The sequence below is a fragment of the Streptomyces sp. CA-146814 genome (assembly GCF_050942385.1).
Classification (GTDB): domain Bacteria; phylum Actinomycetota; class Actinomycetes; order Streptomycetales; family Streptomycetaceae; genus Streptomyces.
In genome coordinates, this window is sequence record NZ_CP192068.1 from 4748262 (window position 1) to 4767168 (window position 18907).

Genomic DNA, 18907 nt, shown 5'->3' on the forward strand with positions numbered 1-18907 from the left:
TGCCGGGTGTGGACCAACCCTGATCAGCGCGTGTCCCCCAGGCGTCCCCCGGGGGACGGGGCTTCTCCGTCCCATTCGCGCAGGCCAGCCTCGATCTTCTGATTCGCTCGCTCCTGCGCCCGCGCCAAGACCTTGGCATAGACCCGCAGAAGCACCGCGACTGAGTGCCCGGCCCGGCGCGCGACCTCCATCGGATCGACCCCGAGGAAGACCAGGAACGAGACCCCGGCAGCCCTCCAGTCGTACGCACGTCGGGCGAGAGGCGACTCGAATTCGTGCGGAGTCAGGGCTTCTGCGCGAGCGGCGGCCAGGACCTCGCCGTATCCCGTGTCTTGAATCACACCTCCTCGGCTGGTCCGGAACAGGCGGCCGTCGGGCGCGGTGCCGAAGCGCTCGATGTGCGACCTGAGCATGGCCACGAAGACGGGGGGAATCGGCACCACCCGGGAGTCCCGTTCGGCCCGCGCTTTGAGGTGGCGGGCCTGGTGGGCCCGATCGTCGTCGGTCCAGGCGTGGCCTGCGTGGACAATGCCACCACGGAGGGTGATGTCGCCCCAGCCGTCTTTGGGCAGGTAGCACTGAGCCTCGGTGAGTCCCGTCGCCTCTGCGGGGCGCATAAGGGCGTAGTAGAGGCACCCGAAGAAGGCTTCGAGGTGAGCGCCCCGCTCGCCTTGATTCCGGACGGCAGACAGGAGTTCCCGAATCTGCCGGGGGTTGGCGACGCTCGCCGGATCGACTTCTTCAACGGACTTCGGAGCCGTCCATTTCACTGTGGACAGCGGATTGACGGGGACACTGAAATGCCGCCGCTCGACTGCGAGCCCCAGAACGTCACTCAAGCAGGCCCGCTTGCGGCGTGCGGTGCTCCCGGCGGCGGGGGAGCCGTTCTGGAGCGTCGATAGCGCGTCGAGCGCCAGACGGAGCGTGGCGGGGTCTTCGAGCGCGGCGATAGGCAAGGAGTTCTTCTCCACCCAGCGCAGCACGCTCGCGACCTCGGCAGGAGGCTCCTGGTCCCAACGGCTCCTGTTGTACGCCCACCCGTACAGAGCGGCACGGAGAGCGCCGGGCGACGGGCGACCGGTGACGCTCCTCATGAGCGCCGGCGTGATCGTGGCGAGAGAATCGGCATCGTTGCGGCGAGACTTGGCGGGGAGACGGTCCCACCTGCGGTCCACGTACGCTCGCGTGTGCTCGTACCAGGTCACGCGGCTGCCCTGGATGCGTAGCTCGGCGGCCGGGAGGCCGGTCTCCACGTCGAACTGGTCACCCTTGCGGAGAGCGGTCATCAGTTCCGACCGTCGACCGTCGGCTTGAGCTTTGACGGTGTAGCTCTTCGAATGCTTCTGGGGCCCGACGAGCCAGCGGACTCGGTAGGGCTTCGGACGGTCGCGTCGCGTCTCGATGCTGTAGATGCGGACGTCATAGGTGAGGGGCATGGTGCTCCGTGCTCGGCAGGGGAGGGCCGCCTCCGCCGGAGGCGACCCTCGCTTCGGTTGTCGTGGTTAGGCGGCGCGCTCTTCGCAGGTCCCCCACCAGGCGTCCAGGTCCGCGCGGCTGACGCGGACGTGCCCGTTCGGCAGTTTCTGAAGACGGGGTGCCTGGCCTCGGGCGCGCATGCGGTAGAAGGCGGCGCGGCTGATGTCGATCTCTTCGAGGACTTCGCGGAGCTTGAGCATCTTGGGGCGGGCCACGGTGCGACTCCTTCGGAGGCTTGGAGGGTGCGGGGGCGTGGTTGTCCGAGGTGTGGATTTCTGCGTCACCGCGTCACCCGCGTCATCTGGGGCTGTGACCTGCGGGTTTGGGTGACGCAGCGGGTTGGGTGTGCGTCACCCGTGCGTCACCTTCTGCGTCACCGGTGACGTGGGGGTGACGCGGGTGACGCAGGGGTGACGCAGGATTGGCCGTCTGCGTCACCCCGGCCGGTGCAGGTCAGGGGCCGTTTTCAGTCCCTGGTGACGCAGGTGACGCAGACCTTCCCTACTTAGGAAAAGAAGAACGGGTGTCTGTAGTAGTGGCGGTGGTCCTTCGGGCGAAGTGAGGGGCCCTTCGGGCACGCCTGTTGGGCGGCGGTGCCGCCGAACAGCAAGAGGAGCACCCGCCGGCGTGGCGCGGGGTGCTCCTCTTGCTTGTCCCCCGGGGCCGGGGCGCGGTCAGAACGCTGCCGCCTGCTCCGGCTGCTCAGGGGGCGGGGATGCTGCCTGGCGGGTCATTTCCAGGTAGCGGCCCGCTTTGGTGCGTCCGGTGTCGATGAGGACGCCCCGGGCGGCGAGGGTGGGTTGCAGGCGCTTGAGGCGGTCTGAGAGGACCTTGCCGGTGGTCGGCCACCCTTTCGGCAGGGGCCGTAGCTCCTCGCCGCTGTAGAGGCGGCTCAGGGCGTGCAGCCATTCCGTGGACGTCATGCGCTGCTCGCCGCCGGGGTCGAGGGTTTCAGCGTGCTGAAGGACGGTCTGCGCGAGCAGGTCGCCTTCGATGACGTCGTCGTTGAGGTCGTCCAGGCTCGCCCGGTACGCGGGCAGGGCCCCGAGGCCGGTGGCGGTGTCGAGTTGGGCGCAGAGGTGGGCGAAGTCCGCCATCCGCAGATCCGTCGGGGTCTCCGCCACGGCGGCCCGGACCTTGACCGTGAGGTCGAGGAGCGAGCCGAGGACCACGGGCAGCACCTCCTCGTACTCCGCCCACAGCTCCGCCTCGGTCCTGCGGACCGTGGGCCGCTCCAGCCGCAAGGGCAGGAGCCGTTCCGCGAGGTCCGGGCGGATGACACCGACGTCGATCCCGGTCAGCAGGAGCGGCCGGCGGTAGCGGGCCCGGTGCACGTCCCCGTCCGTGAACAGCGCCCGCTTCACGGATTCGGCGCCGGTGACGATGCAGCACATGGCGTCGGACAGGTCCGGGGTCATGTGGGAGAGGTTGTCCAGGGCGGTGACCCATCCGGCGGCGACGGCCGCGATCAGGTTCTCCTCGTCCTTCGGGGCCCGGCGCAGGTCCCCGCTCATGCCTTCCACGATCCGTACCAGCATCCGGCCCCCGGTCGACTTCCCCGCGCCCTGCGGGCCGGTGAGGAACGGCGCCGGGACGGGCACGCCCGGCCCCAGGCATCCGATCAGCCACGCGATGGCCAGGCACTCGGTTTCGGCGTTGGCGAAGTTGCACAGCCGCATCAGGAGGTCGATGCCCTTGCCGTCGGTGTCCTTGGCCGGCAGGGGCAGTTCCCCGGTGAGCTGGGTGCGCCGCCAGCACACCTCCCGCGGGTCGGGGACGCTGATGTCCCACCCGGTGGGGCGGATACGGACCGACTGCCCGTCGGCCCGCCCGAGGTCCAGCCAGGTGGCCCCGTCGAAGCCGGGGGCGACGCGAATGTGCACGGCCTGGGTGGTCTCGGTCATCGCCAGCGCCTCGATCAAGTCCAACGCCTCCTTGAGCGCGGTCCCGTTGAAGACGCCGACCCCGTCCTTGAACATGCCGACCATGAGTTCCTGCCGGTGGCTTCCCGTGGTGCCCTGCGAGCGGATGGGGCGGGCGACGGGGTGGCCGTTCTTCTGTGCGTAGACGGTGCCGTCGGCGGTGCGGAAGTACCGGAAGTGGGACTGCGCGTAGTCGCTGATGACCTCACGCGCCGGGTTCTTCTCGTCCTCGGACATGACTCACATCCCCAGAGCGGTGCGGGCGTTGGACCACGCATCGGTGCAGTGCCGGACGGTTTCGCCCTTGGTCTGCGCGGCGGCGAAAAGCCGAGCGGCGTGGGAGTCGGTGAGGCACCCGCACCGGCCGTGTGCGGACAGCACGGCGAGGAACGTCCGGTACACCGTGGCGTGCACACCACTCGTCGCGGCGGTGATCCGCTGCTCCGCCATGGCGATCCCGCGCTCCAGGTAGGCGGGGGTGCGGTGTCGGCACTCCCCACCCCCAGCAGGAACAGGCGCGATGACAGGTCGGACGGGCGACGGCTTCTTCACGATCAGGGCCCGCACCGCGTCGGGCAGGGTGGTCATGGTGCCGGTGCCGGGGCCGAGCCACCGGGCGTAGACCATGGTCGACTTGATGTCGACACCGTCCCGCACCGCGTTCGCGGATGGCATGGCCCCCTGGTAGATCCAGTGTTCGCCCCGCGTCGTCGGCACCGTCCGCGTGGCGGGGAGCGTCCGGCGGGCCCACGCGACCGCGTCGGCGTGGTCGAGGTCGACGACGGTCAGACCGATACCGCCGGGGTGATAGGCAACAGCCGCGGCTTGCTTCCACGCCGTCGACCACGCGGCCCCGGTGATGACGTCGGGGTTGGTGGTGGCGGCGGCCCAGGCGTGGCAGGGGCGGGGGCAGGTGCAGGGGCCGGGGGTCTTCATGTTCGGCCGGCCGCCGCACGCGTTGCCCCGGCAGGCGGGGCAGTTCCCGAACGGGACCTTGCCTGCCCGCAGGGGGAGGACGGGGACGGACCGGTTCGCCAGGTCGAGGGCGGTGGTGAGGTGGGGGTTCATGCGGCGGCCGTCCTTTCGTGGGTGAGGAACTGGTGGCCGATCCATTGGGTGTAGGCGGGGGGTACGGCTTGGCGGGCTTCGACGTTGGTCATCCAGGTGCAGCCCATGGCGTCCGCGTAGGCCCGCTCGCCTTTGTGCTCGAAGGCGAGCAGTCCTTTGTGGTGCCAGCAGGGCGGGAGCAGGTCACCGCCGCCGCCCCAGGAGGTCTCGAAGACGCGGTGGCGGCGGACGTTGAGGCCGAACTGGGAGCCGCACAGCAGGTAGTCGGGGCGCAGGGTGCCGTCCCAGGAGGCTTCGGGGACGTTCTCGATGAGCCATGGCCTGCCGCAGGCACGCTGGAGTTCGCGGCCGGGGGTGATCAGGTCGGGGTGGTCGTCGCGGCTGCCGCGCCAGGCGGTGACGCGGGCCTTGTTCTGGCAGGGCCAGGAGGCGTGGACCAGGTCGTAGCGCTCGATCTCCCCGGTGGCGGTGATGGTGGCGAGGTAGTCGAGGGCGTCGGCCTGGTGGAAGGTGAAGGGGTAGTTCGGCATGGGGTGCAGGTCGACGCCGGTGACGTCGTATCCGGCGAGGTAGTAGCCCATGGACAGGCCACCGGCCCCGCAGCACAGATCCAGCACCCGCAGCCCGTTCGGCTTCCGCAGCGGCAGCACACGGGCGTTCACGCGACCACCCCCAGACCAGCCGCACCGAGGAATGCGAGTGCGGTGGTGCCGATGCGGTGGGTGTAGGCCGGGGGGATGCATTCGCGGATGCCGTCGCGGTTCATCCACGGCACCCCCATTACGCGGCGGGCGAGGTCGACGCCGGAGAAGTTGCCGACGAACTGGCCGTAGTGGCCGGGCGGGATGGGGCGGCCCATCTTCGCCTGCGGGGCCAGGTGCGGGGGGTGGTGGGGCTGGGTGAGGATGAGGCCGCCGCCGGTCTCGAAGTACCGGTGCCGGTAGGTCTTCACCCCGAACATCGGCCCGCACAGCATCACCGGCCGGTTCAGCTTGGGCACCGCGCCGCGTACGTTCTCCAGTACCCACGGCCGCCCGGTGGCCTTCAGGGCGGTGCGGGTGGGGGTGATGAGGTCGGGGTGGGTGTTGCCCTGGAGGCGCTGGCAGTCGCTGTCGTGCTGGCATGGCGGCGACGCGTGGATCACGTCGAACTCCGCCCCGTGCTCCAGGACATAGGCGATGGCGTCAGCCTGGACGAACCGGAACGGGTAGCGGGGCTGGGGTGCGGTGTCGACGCCGGTCACGTCGAACCCGGCATCGTCGTAGCCCTTGGCCGCGCCGCCCTGGCAGCAGAACAGGTCGAGTAACCGCGGCTTGGGCCTTGTTCGGGCCCGGGTGTCAGTGGGGTACGGCATCCTGGTGTTCTCCAGTTCTGTTGAGTGGGCTGGGGGTGTGGGGCAGCCGCGTTTCTTTGGTGAGAGGGGTGGCTGCCCCGGCTCATTGGCACGTGAGGGGGGCGCAGTGACGACGGCATGGCTGGTGCTGGCTGTGGGCGACGAGGACCGGCAGCACGGGGGTAATGACGGGTATGACGACGACCCGTCGCAGCACTACAGCTGGGACGACACGGTCCACCACCACGCGCGTATCGCCGTGGGGGACGTGATCGCGCTGTGGGACAAGAAGCAGCTGCTCGGCCTCGGAGTGATTTCCGAAATCGAGACCGGGAGCGAGATCAAGACGCTCTACTTCTGCCCGGAGTGCAAGAAGGCCGACTTCAAGCGGCGCAAGCGGCTGAAGCCGACATGGCGCTGCAACAAGTGCCCCGCCATGTTCGAGGAACCCGGCAGCAAGCAGAAACGGGTGGTCACCTACCGGTCCCGCCACGGTGAGACCTGGATGGACGGACGGGGCCTGCTTACCGGCAGGCAGCTGCGGGCCTTGTGTGATTCGCCTGACTCCCAGCTGAGCATGCGCCCTGCCCGCTGGGAAAGGCTGCGCGACGCCCTCCTCGCGCTCGACGGAATCGACTTCAGCGACCTGGACCTGGACGACGACAAGAGCCAGGACAGCGGCGGGAGCACGGCGGACAGCAAGCAGCGGAGGAAGATCGCGGGCGGGCACCGCATCTCGAAAGTCCGCACCCGCGTAGGCCAGAAGCCTTTCCGGCAGCAGCTGCTGAACGACTACGGCCAGGTGTGCGCGTTCACCGGGCCCGCACCGGCTGGAGCTCTTCAGGCGGCACACCTGTACAGCTATGCCGACGAGGAAGAGCACCACGAATGGGGCGGCCTGCTCCTGCGCAACGACGTCCACAGCCTCTTCGACCGCGGCCAGATCGGCGTCAACCCCGGCACCGGGTGCATCGAGGTCGACGACGAACTCCTGGGCTACCCGGCGTACGCCGAACTGCACGGCAGGGCTCCGCACGTCAGCCTGAGGCCTGAGCATCAGGTGTGGCTCGCTGCCCACTGGCGCCAGCACTGGACCGCGCGCGTGACCGTGCCCGCCAGCCGGGCCCCGCAGCCTGTGTCCTAGACGGGCGGGATGGCGTCGACGATGGCCGCGGCCATCTCGTTGATGGGTCCGGCGGCTCCGGTGGAGGCGAGGAAGAACCCGAACCCGGCGGCGGTGAACGCGCTACCTGGGGTGAGGCTGCCGGACCGGAGCAGGAAGAAGAGGACGAGTCCGAAGAGGGCGACGAGGGAGAGGGTCACTGCCATGGGGTGGCCTTCCGGTTGGTGGCGTGGGGTCGGGTGCCGTGGGCGTGGATGCTGCGGCTGTTGTTGAGTAGCCGGCGTCCGATGCGGAGGCGGGCGCGGTCGCCGTGGCAGCGGCGGCAGAGGGTGACGGTGCTGCGGCGGGTGCGGACGCCCGAGCCGGAACACTTCCGGCACGGGGCGAACGGCTTCACCGCGCACAACACTGCGTAACCAGCGGCAGTGAGGAGGGCGAGGAGGCTAGCGAGCGCCACGAGGGGCTCACATCCCTTCGGCAGGCGGGTTTCCGGGTGTTTCCGCAGGTGGGCTGCTAGACGCTAGGTCGCAGCTCAGGGCGGTTGTGGGGTGCTAGCGGGGGTGCTAGACCTAGCAGCCGGGGGTGCTAGGTCTAGCAACCGCGCTGGGTCAGGCAGCGGCCTTGTTCTGGTTACGGCGGGTGATGGCGGTGGTGATGTCGGCGCGGTCGATGCCACGCCGGTTCTTGCCCTCGCCGGTGTCGGTCTGGCCCCAGACCTGCCCGGCCTTGATGCCGTGGGGCTTGAGGGCGGCGGTGACGTTCTCGCCCTTCCACCCGCCGTAGACCTCCGGCTGCGCGGTGGCGAGGCGAGCGGCCAGGCGCTCGCACCAGACGGCTTTCTCGTCGGGGGCGATGACCGAGAGGACGTCGGCTAGGACATCGGAGTGCCCGGACTTCTCGGGGCCGGCGCCGATGGCGTGGCCGGTGACGTTGCCGTACTCCTCGCGGACCTGGCGGGCGCGGGCGGCGATCTGCTCGGCCGCCACCGCGTCTACGAACGCTGATGCCACGATGCGCGGGTCGTCGCCTTCACCGGCCATCCAGCAGATGCCGCGGTCGGATCGGGAGAACATGGTGGCCCGGTAACCGGCCTTGTACATCGAGGTTCCCAGCACCATGTCGTTGGCGGGCTGCCCCATGACCTTGAGGCAGAACCGCAGCACCGCGTTCGCGCTGATCCCGGTGGGCAGCGACTTCGCGTCCGGTCGCTGCGTCCCGAACAGGGTCACGATCCCGAGGGCCGGGCCGCGCTTGACGAGGTCGGTGCAGATCGCTTCGATCTCCTTGCCGTGCTCCTCGTGCTCGAAGGGCACCTGGCACTCATCGAACCCGGCCACGATCGGGTGCAGCCCCAGATTCTTGTCGCTGGCCAGTTCGGGGGTGACCTTGGATTCCGGGCAGCGCGAGCGCGGCAGGGACTTGATGACCTTCGCCCGCCGGCGCAGCTCCTCCTTCAGCTCCCGCAGCGCGTCCAGGACGTATTCGATGTCGTCGTTCTCCTCGCCTGCCCGGTAGCGGTGGCAGACGGGCTCCAGGGCGCCGAAGTCGCCGGTGCCCTTGAAGTCGAAGGCGTGCAGCTCGGCGCGCGGGTCGAGTGCGGCGATGAGGAGGAACAGCCGCATGAGGAACGTCTTGCCCATGCGGGGGATGGAGCCGACGACTACGGCGGCGAACATCAGCGTGACGGACACGTCGCGCATGCGCTGGTCGTTGCCGAGCACCACCGGCCGGAACAGATCCACCGTGCCCGACTTCAGCAGCGGCCAGGCGGGCTTGGTGGTCTCGTTCATCGGCTTGTCCCCGACCCACAGCACCAGGCGTCCTTCGTGCTCGGTGGGGTCGGGGGAGGGCCAGACGCAGCCGACCTTGCGGCGCAGCCCGGACGCCAGGGGCTTGCGGGCCTCCATGATGTCCTCGGGCGTTACCCCGTACGGGAGATCGAGATCGGCACGGTAGCCGGGGCCGTCACGGACGATTTCGCTGGTGAAGCGCAGCCCGTTCATGTCGCCGCCCTTCTTGATAGCGGCGCTGATTCGGCTGTTGCCGACGGAGTCGAGACCGCGCAGCACGATGCTGCCGGTGAGCTTCTGCACCTCCGTCTTCAGGACAGCAGGGCCGATGACCGGGGCGTCGGGCTGCTGGCCTGCCATACCGAGGAGCAGCACCCCACCGGCGGCGAACGCGTACATCAGCGCGGGCGCCATGACGTAGAGCCAAAGGGCGAAGCCGACGCCGAACACTGCGGCGACCAGGGCGACCAGGCCACGCAGCCGCACCCGGCCCGCGCGCAGCCGGGCCAGGCGCATGTACTCCTCCACGTCCTCCGCGCGGACGGCCGCCGCCCGCAGGGGGGCGGCTTCACGGTCCCAGATCCACCGGTTGCTGGTGGCGATGAACCGGCAGGCTCCCCGCGGCGACATCAGCGCGAGACGCCCGGCGTAGACCGGGAGCCTGACGCCGTGGAACAGGGCGCTGTATCCGGCGTTCGCGCCGGCGTGGCGGGCGGTGGCGGTGAAGTCGCGCCGGTCGGTCAACCACCCGGCCAGGACCGGCTTGCGCTTCTCCACGCTCACCCTCGGCTCCGGCAGGGCGGGGTTGTCAACCGCGACCGACGCGGCGGTCTCGGTGTCGTCCAGGTCGGGGACCGGCCGCAGATGCGCGGCCGGGGCAGCGGTGTCCGTCATGCTGGTACTTCCTCCTGCTCGATGGGTGGAGAGGAAAGAGGGGCGGCCGGTTTCCTTGGCCGGGTCCGGCCGCCCCCGCTCAGCCGCGCTCGGCCTTGTGCACGGCCCGCTCCGCCAGGCGCACGCGCTCTTCGGCGTCCTTGCGGGCCTGGCGAGCGGCGGTCCTGTCGGTGCGGGGGGCGGTGCGCTCGGCGGCCTTAGCCCTGGCCAACTCCTGCCGGGCGGTGGCCTGCACCTCGTGCAGCGCCCTCAGCTCACGCTGCCCGCGCTCGGCGGCGGCCTGGTCGATGGCGTGTATACGGGCGGTGACCTTGCTGTCGACGCAGTCGGCAAGGGCCTGCTTGAAGCCCTTGCGGAACAGACGGGAACGCTCGCGGGACTCGGCTCGGGTGTAGCTGTACACGGTGAACCTCCCTGGTGGGGCCGGTCTGTCCGGCCCTCCACCCGCCCGGTACGAGACCGGGCAGACAGAGGGCCGTCAGCGACGGCGGCCCTTACGCGGAGAGGAGGTGGCGGCCTTGCCATCCGAGCCACTGACCGACTTCACGACCGTGACCACGCCCCAGGCGCACACGGAGGCGACCAAGGCGAGCAGGGCGAGGTTCGCGGCGATCGCGGTGAGGACGCCGACCAAGAGCGGGCCGAAGTAGACGCCGGCGGCGACGGCTCCGGCACCCATACCGGAGCCGAGGGTGAGGCGCTGCACGGTGCGGTCCGGGGGTGCCTGGTGGACGTGGATGACCTGCGGTGCCGTGTTGATGGGCTGGTAGGTGGCGGGGAGGTGGTCGGAGTAGGCGGGGGTTCCGTCCGGGAGCTGCACCACCCGGACCGGCTCAGGCAAGTTGTTCACGGGGTTCTCCCTGGTGAGGGGGCCGCTAGAGTCGCGGCATGGGGGTCATAGAGATCGAGGTCGATCCGTTGCCGTGCAAGTGGTGCCGTCGACCGCTCGAACAACGCCGGTGGTGGGCACCGAAGCGCTTCTGCGGCAACTGGCACCGGTGAAGTACCGGGTAGTCCAGATCGTGGAGTTCGTCCTCGACTAGCTCTCGGCCACGGATCATGCCGCCAGCGCGAGGGCGGCGAGGACGAGAGCGAGGATGTGCGCGGTCTGATCGACGTGCGCGGCCCCGCCGTGCTGGGCCCACTTCTGCTGGCGGGCGAACTTCATCCACCGGGCAACGGGCCACCGGCGGTCGATGAACGCGTGACTCGCGCCAATCCACAGCAGTGCGGCCACGGCGTCCGGGAGCGACATGGTCACGTCGTCCAGGACCAGGACCCCGAGTGCGAGGGCGACGGCGCAGGTGGCTACGTGGGTGGCGGCGTGGCGCAGGTTGGCGGCCCATCCGGCAGGGCATCGGCCGGCTTTGTGGGCGGCCTGGTGGTCGGTCTGGAGCGGGTAGTCCGCCAACAGGTGACCGAGGTAGAGCAGGACGAACAGGGAGGGGAACAGCACAGCAGGGTCCTTCCGGTCACCGGAACGAGACAGGGGCAGGGGTGGGGGTGTCGTGGCAGGGGACGCACATGCCGAGCGATGGCGGGATGCAGTACCCGACGTCGGTGCGGCAGTTGGGGCAGGTACGGCGGGCCCTCATCGCCGCCGCCAAGGCGACGGCACGGCCCGGAGTCATGGGCCGGACAGGGCGGGCGCGGTCGACGCGGTAGAGGTAGGCGACCAGCGGAGCCCGCCCCCGACGCCGGGGACGGTGGAGTTCCGCGACGACGTCCTGACCACCCGGCCGCAGCCCCAGCGCGCGGAGCTGGCGGCGGGTGGCCAACCCGTCGGGGGCGAGATGCCAGCGGTAGACGGTGGTCATCAAGCTGCGACGCGCTTCCACGCGGCCCGCAGCCGGACCTCGGAGGCGGCGTGGCCGGCGGCCCGGAACCGGGTGGACATCTCCCGGTAGGACAGGGCCGGGGTCTCGCTGTGCCGGATCTCATCCACCAGCCGGTCCAGCTCCCCATCGGACAGCGGCGGGGCGGCGTCGAGTGCGGGAAGGGGGTTGGTAGGGCCCCAGACGGGGAGTTCCCAGGTGGGTGTGACGCCGGATGTGACACGGGCCGTCACGCTGGTCAGGGCCCTGCCGGTGTCCTTCCCGGACCGGGTGCTCTCCAGTGTCGACCAGGCGCGGGCGAGGGTGGTGGCGGTCTGTGCCTGGACGCGTGCGACGCGCGCACCCGCCTGCGTCACAGCCGCCAGCCGCGTCTCCTCCGTCCCCGCCTCGGCCCGCAGCCGGGCACGGGCAACGGCGGCTTCGTCGCGGGCTTCCTGCTGGATGCCCTGGATCGCCTCCAGCGCGGACCCCGTCAGCGCGGTCCGCTCCCAAAGTCCGTGGACCAGCCACAGGGCCTTCGCGGCCAGGGGCAGCCAGGCAACCGCGAGCCACGCGCCGGCACTGCCGTCGGCTGTGGCTGCGTGGGCGATCAGAACGCCGGTGGCGACGAGGCCGAAGCCCCAGCCCACGGCCGTGACGGGGGTGGAGTGGTCGCCCTGCGCGGCGAGGCGACGTTCGTAGGCGAGGGTGGCGAGCCACCCTCCGTCGATCCCGAGACCGACGACCAGGGCGATGGGCCAGGGCATTGCCGTGCCGAGCCACATCAAGACCACGGCCAGGGTGAGGACCATCGATACCGCCGTCATCGCGACGGCCGGCAGAACCGTTTTCGCCGCCCTGGTCCTCATGCCGCACCGCCCGAGACGGTCACGGTGGCGGCGCGGTTGGCGAGGTCCCGGCGGGCGGCCAGCACTCGGCGGCGGGCCCGGCGGATGCGCTGCTGGTCCAGCTCGGTCGGGGTGCGGTCGATGGTCATGATCTGCGCGTCGAGGAGAGCGACGTCCGCGAGGATCAGCGGCGACTCGGTCTCGATCGCGTCCAGCTCGGCGTCCGACGGCTCACGCTCGGACGGGGTGGCCGTAACAGCGGCCTGAAGTGCTGCGATGTTCTTCATGGGTCGTGTTCTCCCTAGCAGGTGCGACGGCCCGAACTGAGGCCCCGGTGTTCCAGCACCGGGGCCTCGCGCCGTCTGGTGTAGGTCGTTCGTGGGCTACGAGCGACCACGGCGACCCGGCACTACCAACCCGCCGGGTAGGGCGGGTGTGGGGTGCCGGGCACCGTGAGCGCTGGTGCTTCGGTTCTCGTGTGCGCTCGGCGCTGCTCGGTCCGGGGAGATCCGAAGTCCCGGACGTCTGAGGTGGCAGCTTCAAGGTGTGCCGTAGCGGTTCTTTCAAGTCGGTGGCGTGTCCCCCATGAGGGGTGTTGGGCCCCGGTGTGACGGGGGCCCCTTCTCGGCCGACTGGTCTCCACTCGCCTCGGCCGGAACGGTCACGGCCGCCGTACTGCGGTGGATCACGCTGTTGAGTTGTCCTGCACGCGTGCCAGACGGTCTCTCCCGAGCCCATCTGGTGCGCACCAATAGGTAAGCATCTGGTGCGCACCAGATGCAAGCCCTTCGGCGCGACCGGCGTCTGTGTGCCTCTCCAGAGAACGGCCAAAGAGGGGTGCCTTGGTAGCCAACTCGGGTTAATGTCAGAAGGGTTAACCAGCTCTCACCTGCGGCTTTAAGGGAGGCGGCGTGGCGACAGGGTTAAGGGCGGCCAGGAAGGCGCGGGGGTGGTCGCAGGAGAAACTCATCCATGAGATGCGCCGGTACGCGGAGCAGAGACTTCTCGACGTCGCGTCATCGGCGAGCCTCAAGGTCTACATTTCGGAGTGGGAAAACGGTCGCCGTGCCATCACTGACCGGTACGCGACGCTCCTCCGGCCGCTGCTAGGCGTCACGGATGCTGAACTCCGTTGCGAAGTGGCCGAGTTGCAACCTGCGGCAGGCGGTTACGACGAACTGCTGAGCCGGATCGACTCGTCGAGCAGCCTCAGTGAGGGCATGGTCGGGTCTTTTCTCGATCAGACAGAGTTGTTGCGCACGATGGACCGGCAGATGGGAGCGGCCGGGTTGGTCGACCAGATGAACGGACATCTGGCGGCGATGGAGGATGCGTTGACCTTCGCTGTCCTTCCAGGAGCGAGGCGTCCTATCGCGGCTGCGCTTGCTGGAGCCTCCACCCTCGCGGCCTGGCAGGCTCTGGACGCTGGTGCTGTGGAGCGCGCGTGGCGGCGGTACGAGCTGGCGAAGAAGGCGGCGCAGGATGCCGGGTCTCCGCTGTATCTGGCCCACGCGATGGGGGAGCAGGCTTACGTACTGGCGGACGCGGGCCGCCCGCTGCTGGCGATCGAGTTGGTACGGGACGCGCAGCGGACACAGGCTGAGCGTCAGTCACCGCGGCTTCGTGCTTGGCTCGCTGCCGCTGAGGCCGAGCTTTGTGCCAGCGCTGGCGTGGACATGGCATCCGAGGCGCGCGCCGCGCTAGAACGGGCGGAAGCTCTATTGCCGGACGATGGTGAGGTGCGTGATCCGGACATGCTGAGCATCTTCCTCAACGCCGGCCACCTCACACGCTGGCGTGGAAACGTGCTGGCCAAGCTCGGTGACGAGTCAGCCATGGATGAGCTGTACAACTCCCTGAACAGCGCCGACCCCTCATTCGTGCGCGCAAGCGCCGGTGTGCACTGCGATCTCATGCAGGCTCATCTTGCGCGCGGCGAGTTGGACCAGGCGCGCAGCCACCTGCAGCGGGCGAGGCTGGCAGCGAACCGCACGGGGTCCGTGCGGTATCGCCAGCGGGTGGAGCTGCTTACTGGGCGGCTGTAGGTCGAGAAGACAGCAGGTGGAGAAGGGCGACGATTGTTCCGGAGCCCATCAGCTTGCCTTCGCTCATCAGTCTGGGAATCTCGTCCAGGGGCACCCAGGCGACGTGGCCAGCCTCCTCGGTGTCGGTTGGTTCGCCGACTTGAGTGGCACCTCTCGCCACGAAGACTTCATGCGGTGAATCGACCATGCCAATCATTGGCTGGTATGTCACCACGTGCTCCACCTTGGCCGGGCGCCACCCGGTCTCTTCTTCCGTCTCACGTGCTGCTGTGGCAGCCGGGTCTTCCCCCGCGTCTACGATGCCGCCGGGCAGCTCCCAGCCCCACTGCTCCGGTACGAAGCGATAGCGCCAGAGCATGAGCACGCGGTTCTGATCGTCCACCACAGCGGTAATAGCGACGTGATGAAGCCGCACGACGTGGTGTTCGAAGCGCTCGACACCAGGCGGTTCGACGTCAACCAGGTCGAGATTGACCCAGCGGTTCTCATAGATGCGGCGGCTGCCCCCGATCCGCCACGCCGGCAGGTCGCTAGGCGTCGGCACGCCCGTACCGCCAGCCACTCGGTAGGCACTTCGATCATGCGCCTTAATGAACCGCTCGTTCGCAAGGCGTGCCAGCACCTGCCGCAGAGCTGTGCGGCCAATGTCCAGCTCGGTACTCAGCGTGCGCTCTGAGGGCAGCTTGTCACCGGGCGCATACCTGCCCGTCTCGATCCAGGATCGGATCGTCTCGTAGACCCTCTGCGTCTTGGGCCCCATCCTTGGTGCACACCCCCAGATCGACGGCTGATGTTTCACAGCGTAACGGGGGCGGAGCGCCGGCGGCTCAATCATGCCATCTCTCACTTCCGTGGGTGTGTGGTTGTGAACTGAGGCGTAGGGCCAGAAAATCAGGAAACCCGGCGGTGGACTGAACGGAAGGTCGACGTTTCTCTTCGCACAGATAGAGCTTGCAGCTAAGCTCGCGTAAGTGAGCAACGAAGAGGATACCGAGTCCAAGGTACCGAAGGGCGCAGTCGTAGCAGCAACGACGTCAGCCCTTATTGGTGTCGTCGCCACCCACTATCCCGTGCTGGCCATTCCGGCAGCTGTGGCCAAAGATTTTGCCGATCCTATGGTCGAACGCATGCTAAGTCGGATCGGAGCACTTCGTCAGCAGCGAGCTCAAGCAGCTATCAGCGAGGCCGCTTCAGAGGCCGGGGTTTCGGTCAGTCGCTTGACGTCGACCATCGAAGAGAGTCCGGAACTTCTCACCCTCATGGCGCAGGTAGTTCAGGCCGCAGCAGAAACGCCGCTAGAAGAAAAAATCGTCGCGCTCGGACGAAGCCTTGGGCGCGGCGTGAGGGATCAAGCTGCAGTTGACGCCGAATTTGTGAAAGTTCGAGGAGTGACTGCAATTGAGACTTTTGAAGTGAAGCTAATGGAGATTATCGGCTCCGGCGATCCTCGCCGCGTTACGGAAGAGACGGCGGAGGGTGAGCGAAGGGATAATCTTTCCGGCTGGAAAAGGGAGGACATTGTCGCTCATCATTCCGAATTTGCGACAGTCCTGGATGCCCTGATCTCGCGATTGACAGCTCAAGGGATGGTGCGAGATCTCAGCTATCAAACATTTGGAGGCGGCGGTGAGAGGTGGGCACTTACGCCCTTCGGTGAGGAATGCTTGTCTCTGCTGACTGCGGTTCCCGCACCTGATCCGACGCCTCCAACCTCAGAATAGCTCGGCCCTTTCGCCGTTTCCCGCTGCTGCGAGCAAGGCCAGTGCCTGGCGTACGGCATGAGCAGGAATTCTGTCGAATCTTGCGGTGCTCGCCCGGGCCGTGTGCTCAGTTCTACGCCGTGGGTCGGGGAGTTTTGCTGACAGTCGGATTAAACTAGCAGACCCGCTTGAGAGAGACGGTGCCACGCTGTTTGAACGTGGGACTCGGTGAAGAGTCGCTGCTTCCTAGAATTCCATCCCTGAATGCACTCGGTTACTGATTCAGGAGTGGGAGGAGGTGTCACGAGTTCCTGGGCGGCGAAGAGAACCGTACTCAGGAGCTCCATGCCGAAAGCATCTTCAAATCCTGAAACTAGCTTGTCAAAGCTAGCGGCAACGTCCTTGAAATTAGGATAGTCGCGCAGTACTGATTCTGCGTCGTGAACTGAATCCTTGTTCAGCTCTAGAATCGCCTGAGCCCCGCTGGTGCCATCACCAAAACCTGTGATGAAGTGCCCCTCCATGCTGGAAACCGCTCGATCTAGCGGTTGCGAGTAGGGGCCGTATGGACCTTTCTCGAAGCTCAAGCCAAGGGGTAGCTGTAGCTTCTGCAGAAAGTAAGCTACTTTGTGCGCTTCCAACAGTGAAACGCGAGGCTCAAAAGCTAGCCCACGCGCAATGCCGCTACGGATATATCTGTCCAGCGTGGCGAGAAAAGCGGCTCGCTCTTTAGTCATTGGCGGGGTGGGGGTGACATTGGGCATGGAGTTGGGGCTGGGTGCCCCAGCGGGTTCCCAGACTCGCACCTCAACCCCCGGAATTGTTCCGAGGGTCTGGCGAATCATGGGCTCTACGTCGCTCCATGAAAGTCCTCCATTGCCGCATCCGAGTGGTGGTACGGCAATGGACTCGATGCCCCGCTTGACGATCTCATCGCGAAGGGCGACGAGTCCGGAAGCGATATCCTCCAGGCGAGACGATGATCGCCAATGCCGCTTGGTCGGAAAGTTGACGATGAAGCGAGGGTTACTCACCTGGTGCAGGTCGTGCACATGCATGCGGCCGACAGTAACTTCACCGCGCTCGCAGGACGCTTTGTAGTCGCTGAAGTTATCCGGGAAAGCCCGCTTGAACTGCAAGGCGATGCCCTTGCCCATGACGCCCACGGTGTTGACCGTGTTCACAAGGGCATCGACATCCGCGAGGAGCAGGTTGCCGGTGCCACGCGTGATCATCTTCTTCCTTCCCTGAGCGGTTGGTCTCTAAGTCAGTAGTACCACTCACGTCTGACAGTGACCCGGAGGTCTACCCCCGCCGCGTTAAGTGCGTCTTGCACTTGCTGTGCGTGGACGCGATCGTACGTACCGATCTCTGTCAGAGCTGAAACAGGCAGCGACTCATGCACAAGGAGCTCGGCCATGCGTCGTCGCATCCGGTCACCATCGTCGGTGGTGTTCGCCCAGTACGTTGCTGCCATGATCTCCCAGTCCACCCTGCGGGGCATCTGGGCGAGGTCAGTGAAGTGCGCAGTGATCGCATTGGCGCAGTTACCGTCGCTGAAGACGTAGGGGTTCCCTGTCGCGACAACCTCATTCACGGTGGTCACTAGGTACACCAGTGGGGGCTGCCCCCCACGGTAGGTCGCGACCCCTCCTCTGCTGATCACGTACATCATCGGAGATCGAGGCGCGAAGTAGAACGGCACGTAGTCGGCGGGGTGACCGTAGGGCGGGACCGTGATGACGCGCTCGCGCCGCTCGGCTTTCACGCTTTGATCGCCGCACTCGACAGGTACCCCGCCCCTCCTCCGCATCGCGCTATCCGAGACCAACTGCTTCTCCGCGAGCATGGCTGGCAGGTGTTCCACATGCGTGAAGTGGAACAGCTGTTGTCCCCCAACGTTCATCACAAGAGATGAGTACACCACATGTAGACGGCGCGTACGCCTCTGTTTCACTGTGAACTCCCCCTGCACGGCGGGCACATGAGGGAGGCTGCTTCGCGGTCTCGGAGGGCTTCGCCAATCGATTCCCCCACGTGGTCCCCATCGGGGGAGTCAGCCTGAGAATCAGCAGGTCAGGGCACCTGTAGCCAGCCCCCTGTAAATCTGCCGGCTCAGCCTACCCAGGTTCGAACCCTGGCGCCGCCACGCGAACGAAGCCCCCGACCAGTCCTTCTGGTCGGGGGCTTCCTCGTTCCGGCAGTGGTCAGCCCCTCAGGGCTCCGGCTCAGTTACCCGCGACGTCCTTCACGGCCACCGTGACCGGCACGTTCCCGGAGATGACCTCAAGGGTCAGGCCCGCCGTCGCCGGGGTGTCCAGGAGCTCCACGATCGTCGCCGCCACGTCGTCGCGCGGGATCGGGCCGCGGCCGGTCTTCGCGGCGAGCAGGACCTGGCCCTTGCCCGCGTCGTTGGTGAGCATCCCGGGGCGCAGGATCGTCCAGTCGAGCGCGGAGCGGGAGCGTACGTCGGCGTCCGCCGCGCCCTTCGCCCTCAGGTAGACGTCGAACACCTCGTCGCCGGGGTGGTCGGGGTCGGCGCCCATGGAGGAGACGACGATGTACCGGCGTACGCCCGCGGCTTGGGCGGCGTCGGCGAAGAGGACGGCGGCGCCCCGGTCGACGGTGTCCTTGCGGGCGGTGCCGCTGTTCGGTCCCGCGCCTGCCGCGAAGACGGCCGCGTCGGCGCCGCGCAGCACCTCCGCGGTCTCGTCGACGGTGGCCGATTCGAGGTCCAGTACGGCGGGTTCGGCGCCGATATCGGTGAGGTCCTGGCTCTGTTGAGGGTTGCGGATGATCCCTACGGCTTCATCCCCGCGTGCGGCGAGCAGCCGCTCCAGCCGCAGTGCGATCTGTCCGTGTCCACCTGCGATGACAATGCGCATACCTCCGAC

At 67.9% G+C, this 18907-nt stretch carries 22 protein-coding genes; 3 read left to right on the forward strand and 19 right to left on the reverse strand.

What is annotated here, in order from left to right:
• Positions 1-23 precede the first annotated feature (23 nt).
• The 6 genes from ACQP09_RS21290 to ACQP09_RS21315 form a co-directional block, all read right to left on the reverse strand.
• Complete coding sequence (locus tag ACQP09_RS21290; protein WP_433401986.1) at positions 24-1436, reverse strand: tyrosine-type recombinase/integrase; 1413 nt, start codon at positions 1434-1436, stop codon at positions 24-26.
• Between the two features lie 66 nt (positions 1437-1502).
• Positions 1503-1691, reverse strand: a complete 189-nt coding sequence (locus tag ACQP09_RS21295) for a helix-turn-helix transcriptional regulator (RefSeq protein WP_010056813.1) — start codon at positions 1689-1691, stop codon at positions 1503-1505.
• Between the two features lie 459 nt (positions 1692-2150).
• Positions 2151-3635, reverse strand: coding sequence for an ATP-binding protein (locus ACQP09_RS21300; RefSeq protein WP_433401988.1), 1485 nt, complete (start codon positions 3633-3635; stop codon positions 2151-2153).
• 3 nt (positions 3636-3638) lie between these two features.
• Positions 3639-4466 carry a DNA primase gene (locus ACQP09_RS21305; protein ID WP_433401990.1) on the reverse strand — a complete coding sequence of 276 codons (828 nt, stop codon included), beginning with the start codon at positions 4464-4466 and terminating at the stop codon, positions 3639-3641.
• Positions 4463-5128 carry a DNA cytosine methyltransferase gene (locus ACQP09_RS21310; protein ID WP_345942978.1) on the reverse strand — a complete coding sequence of 222 codons (666 nt, stop codon included), beginning with the start codon at positions 5126-5128 and terminating at the stop codon, positions 4463-4465. Before ACQP09_RS21310 ends, ACQP09_RS21305 begins: the two co-directional genes overlap by 4 nt.
• A complete protein-coding gene (locus tag ACQP09_RS21315) occupies positions 5125-5820 on the reverse strand; it encodes an SAM-dependent methyltransferase (protein WP_433401992.1) in 696 nt (231 codons plus the stop codon). The genes ACQP09_RS21310 and ACQP09_RS21315 overlap by 4 nt, the downstream gene beginning before the upstream one ends.
• A 106-nt stretch (positions 5821-5926) precedes the next feature.
• Here ACQP09_RS21315 and ACQP09_RS21320 point away from each other — a divergent pair, with 106 nt between their 5' ends.
• Entirely contained in the window at positions 5927-6943 is a 1017-nt protein-coding gene (locus ACQP09_RS21320) for an HNH endonuclease (RefSeq protein ID WP_433401994.1), read from the forward strand.
• On the opposite strand, the gene ACQP09_RS21325 is transcribed toward ACQP09_RS21320, so the two are convergent.
• The 9 genes from ACQP09_RS21325 to ACQP09_RS21365 form a co-directional block, all read right to left on the reverse strand.
• Positions 6940-7128, reverse strand: a complete 189-nt coding sequence (locus tag ACQP09_RS21325) for a hypothetical protein (RefSeq protein WP_161264880.1) — start codon at positions 7126-7128, stop codon at positions 6940-6942. The genes ACQP09_RS21320 and ACQP09_RS21325 overlap by 4 nt on opposite strands.
• A complete protein-coding gene (locus ACQP09_RS21330; RefSeq protein WP_433401996.1) occupies positions 7119-7379 on the reverse strand; it encodes a hypothetical protein in 261 nt (86 codons plus the stop codon). Before ACQP09_RS21330 ends, ACQP09_RS21325 begins: the two co-directional genes overlap by 10 nt.
• Positions 7380-7530: 151 nt before the next feature.
• Complete coding sequence (locus tag ACQP09_RS21335; protein WP_433401998.1) at positions 7531-9606, reverse strand: cell division protein FtsK; 2076 nt, start codon at positions 9604-9606, stop codon at positions 7531-7533.
• A 79-nt stretch (positions 9607-9685) separates the two neighbouring features.
• A complete protein-coding gene (locus ACQP09_RS21340) occupies positions 9686-10009 on the reverse strand; it encodes a hypothetical protein (protein WP_161264882.1) in 324 nt (107 codons plus the stop codon).
• A 75-nt stretch (positions 10010-10084) separates the two neighbouring features.
• A complete protein-coding gene (locus ACQP09_RS21345; protein WP_433402000.1) occupies positions 10085-10456 on the reverse strand; it encodes a DUF6251 family protein in 372 nt (123 codons plus the stop codon).
• A 207-nt stretch (positions 10457-10663) separates the two neighbouring features.
• Complete coding sequence (locus tag ACQP09_RS21350; RefSeq protein WP_433406700.1) at positions 10664-11059, reverse strand: DUF3307 domain-containing protein; 396 nt, start codon at positions 11057-11059, stop codon at positions 10664-10666.
• A 19-nt stretch (positions 11060-11078) separates the two neighbouring features.
• Positions 11079-11423: an RRQRL motif-containing zinc-binding protein gene (locus tag ACQP09_RS21355; RefSeq protein ID WP_433402002.1), complete on the reverse strand. Its 345-nt coding sequence runs from the start codon at positions 11421-11423 to the stop codon at positions 11079-11081.
• Entirely contained in the window at positions 11423-12289 is an 867-nt protein-coding gene (locus ACQP09_RS21360; protein WP_433402004.1) for a protein spdB, read from the reverse strand. The genes ACQP09_RS21355 and ACQP09_RS21360 overlap by 1 nt, the downstream gene beginning before the upstream one ends.
• A complete protein-coding gene (locus tag ACQP09_RS21365) occupies positions 12286-12555 on the reverse strand; it encodes a DUF6284 family protein (protein ID WP_161264885.1) in 270 nt (89 codons plus the stop codon). The genes ACQP09_RS21360 and ACQP09_RS21365 overlap by 4 nt, the downstream gene beginning before the upstream one ends.
• A 624-nt stretch (positions 12556-13179) precedes the next feature.
• On the opposite strand from ACQP09_RS21365, the gene ACQP09_RS21370 reads away from it, so the two are divergent.
• A complete protein-coding gene (locus ACQP09_RS21370; RefSeq protein WP_433402006.1) occupies positions 13180-14313 on the forward strand; it encodes a helix-turn-helix domain-containing protein in 1134 nt (377 codons plus the stop codon).
• Here the strand turns inward: ACQP09_RS21370 and ACQP09_RS21375 are convergent.
• Positions 14297-15073, reverse strand: coding sequence for an NUDIX domain-containing protein (locus tag ACQP09_RS21375; protein ID WP_161264886.1), 777 nt, complete (start codon positions 15071-15073; stop codon positions 14297-14299). The two genes, ACQP09_RS21370 and ACQP09_RS21375, sit on opposite strands and share 17 nt — an antisense overlap.
• Positions 15074-15284: 211 nt before the next feature.
• Here ACQP09_RS21375 and ACQP09_RS21380 point away from each other — a divergent pair, with 211 nt between their 5' ends.
• The gene (locus ACQP09_RS21380) at positions 15285-16034 is read left to right on the forward strand and encodes a hypothetical protein (protein WP_433402008.1); all 750 of its coding nucleotides are present in this window, start codon (positions 15285-15287) and stop codon (positions 16032-16034) included.
• Positions 16035-16183: 149 nt separating this feature from the next.
• Here ACQP09_RS21380 and darG read toward each other — a convergent pair whose 3' ends face one another.
• The 3 genes from darG to ACQP09_RS21395 all read right to left on the reverse strand — a co-directional run bounded on the left by darG (position 16184) and on the right by ACQP09_RS21395 (position 18898).
• Positions 16184-17248 (reverse strand): type II toxin-antitoxin system antitoxin DNA ADP-ribosyl glycohydrolase DarG, encoded by a 1065-nt coding sequence (gene darG / locus ACQP09_RS21385; RefSeq protein ID WP_161264888.1) that lies wholly within the window; start codon positions 17246-17248, stop codon positions 16184-16186.
• A 32-nt stretch (positions 17249-17280) separates the two neighbouring features.
• On the reverse strand, positions 17281-17997 hold the full coding sequence (darT, locus tag ACQP09_RS21390) for a type II toxin-antitoxin system toxin DNA ADP-ribosyl transferase DarT (RefSeq protein ID WP_161264889.1): 717 nt from the start codon (positions 17995-17997) through the stop codon (positions 17281-17283).
• A 244-nt stretch (positions 17998-18241) separates the two neighbouring features.
• The gene (locus ACQP09_RS21395; RefSeq protein WP_432147199.1) at positions 18242-18898 is read right to left on the reverse strand and encodes an SDR family oxidoreductase; all 657 of its coding nucleotides are present in this window, start codon (positions 18896-18898) and stop codon (positions 18242-18244) included.
• Positions 18899-18907 lie beyond the last annotated feature (9 nt).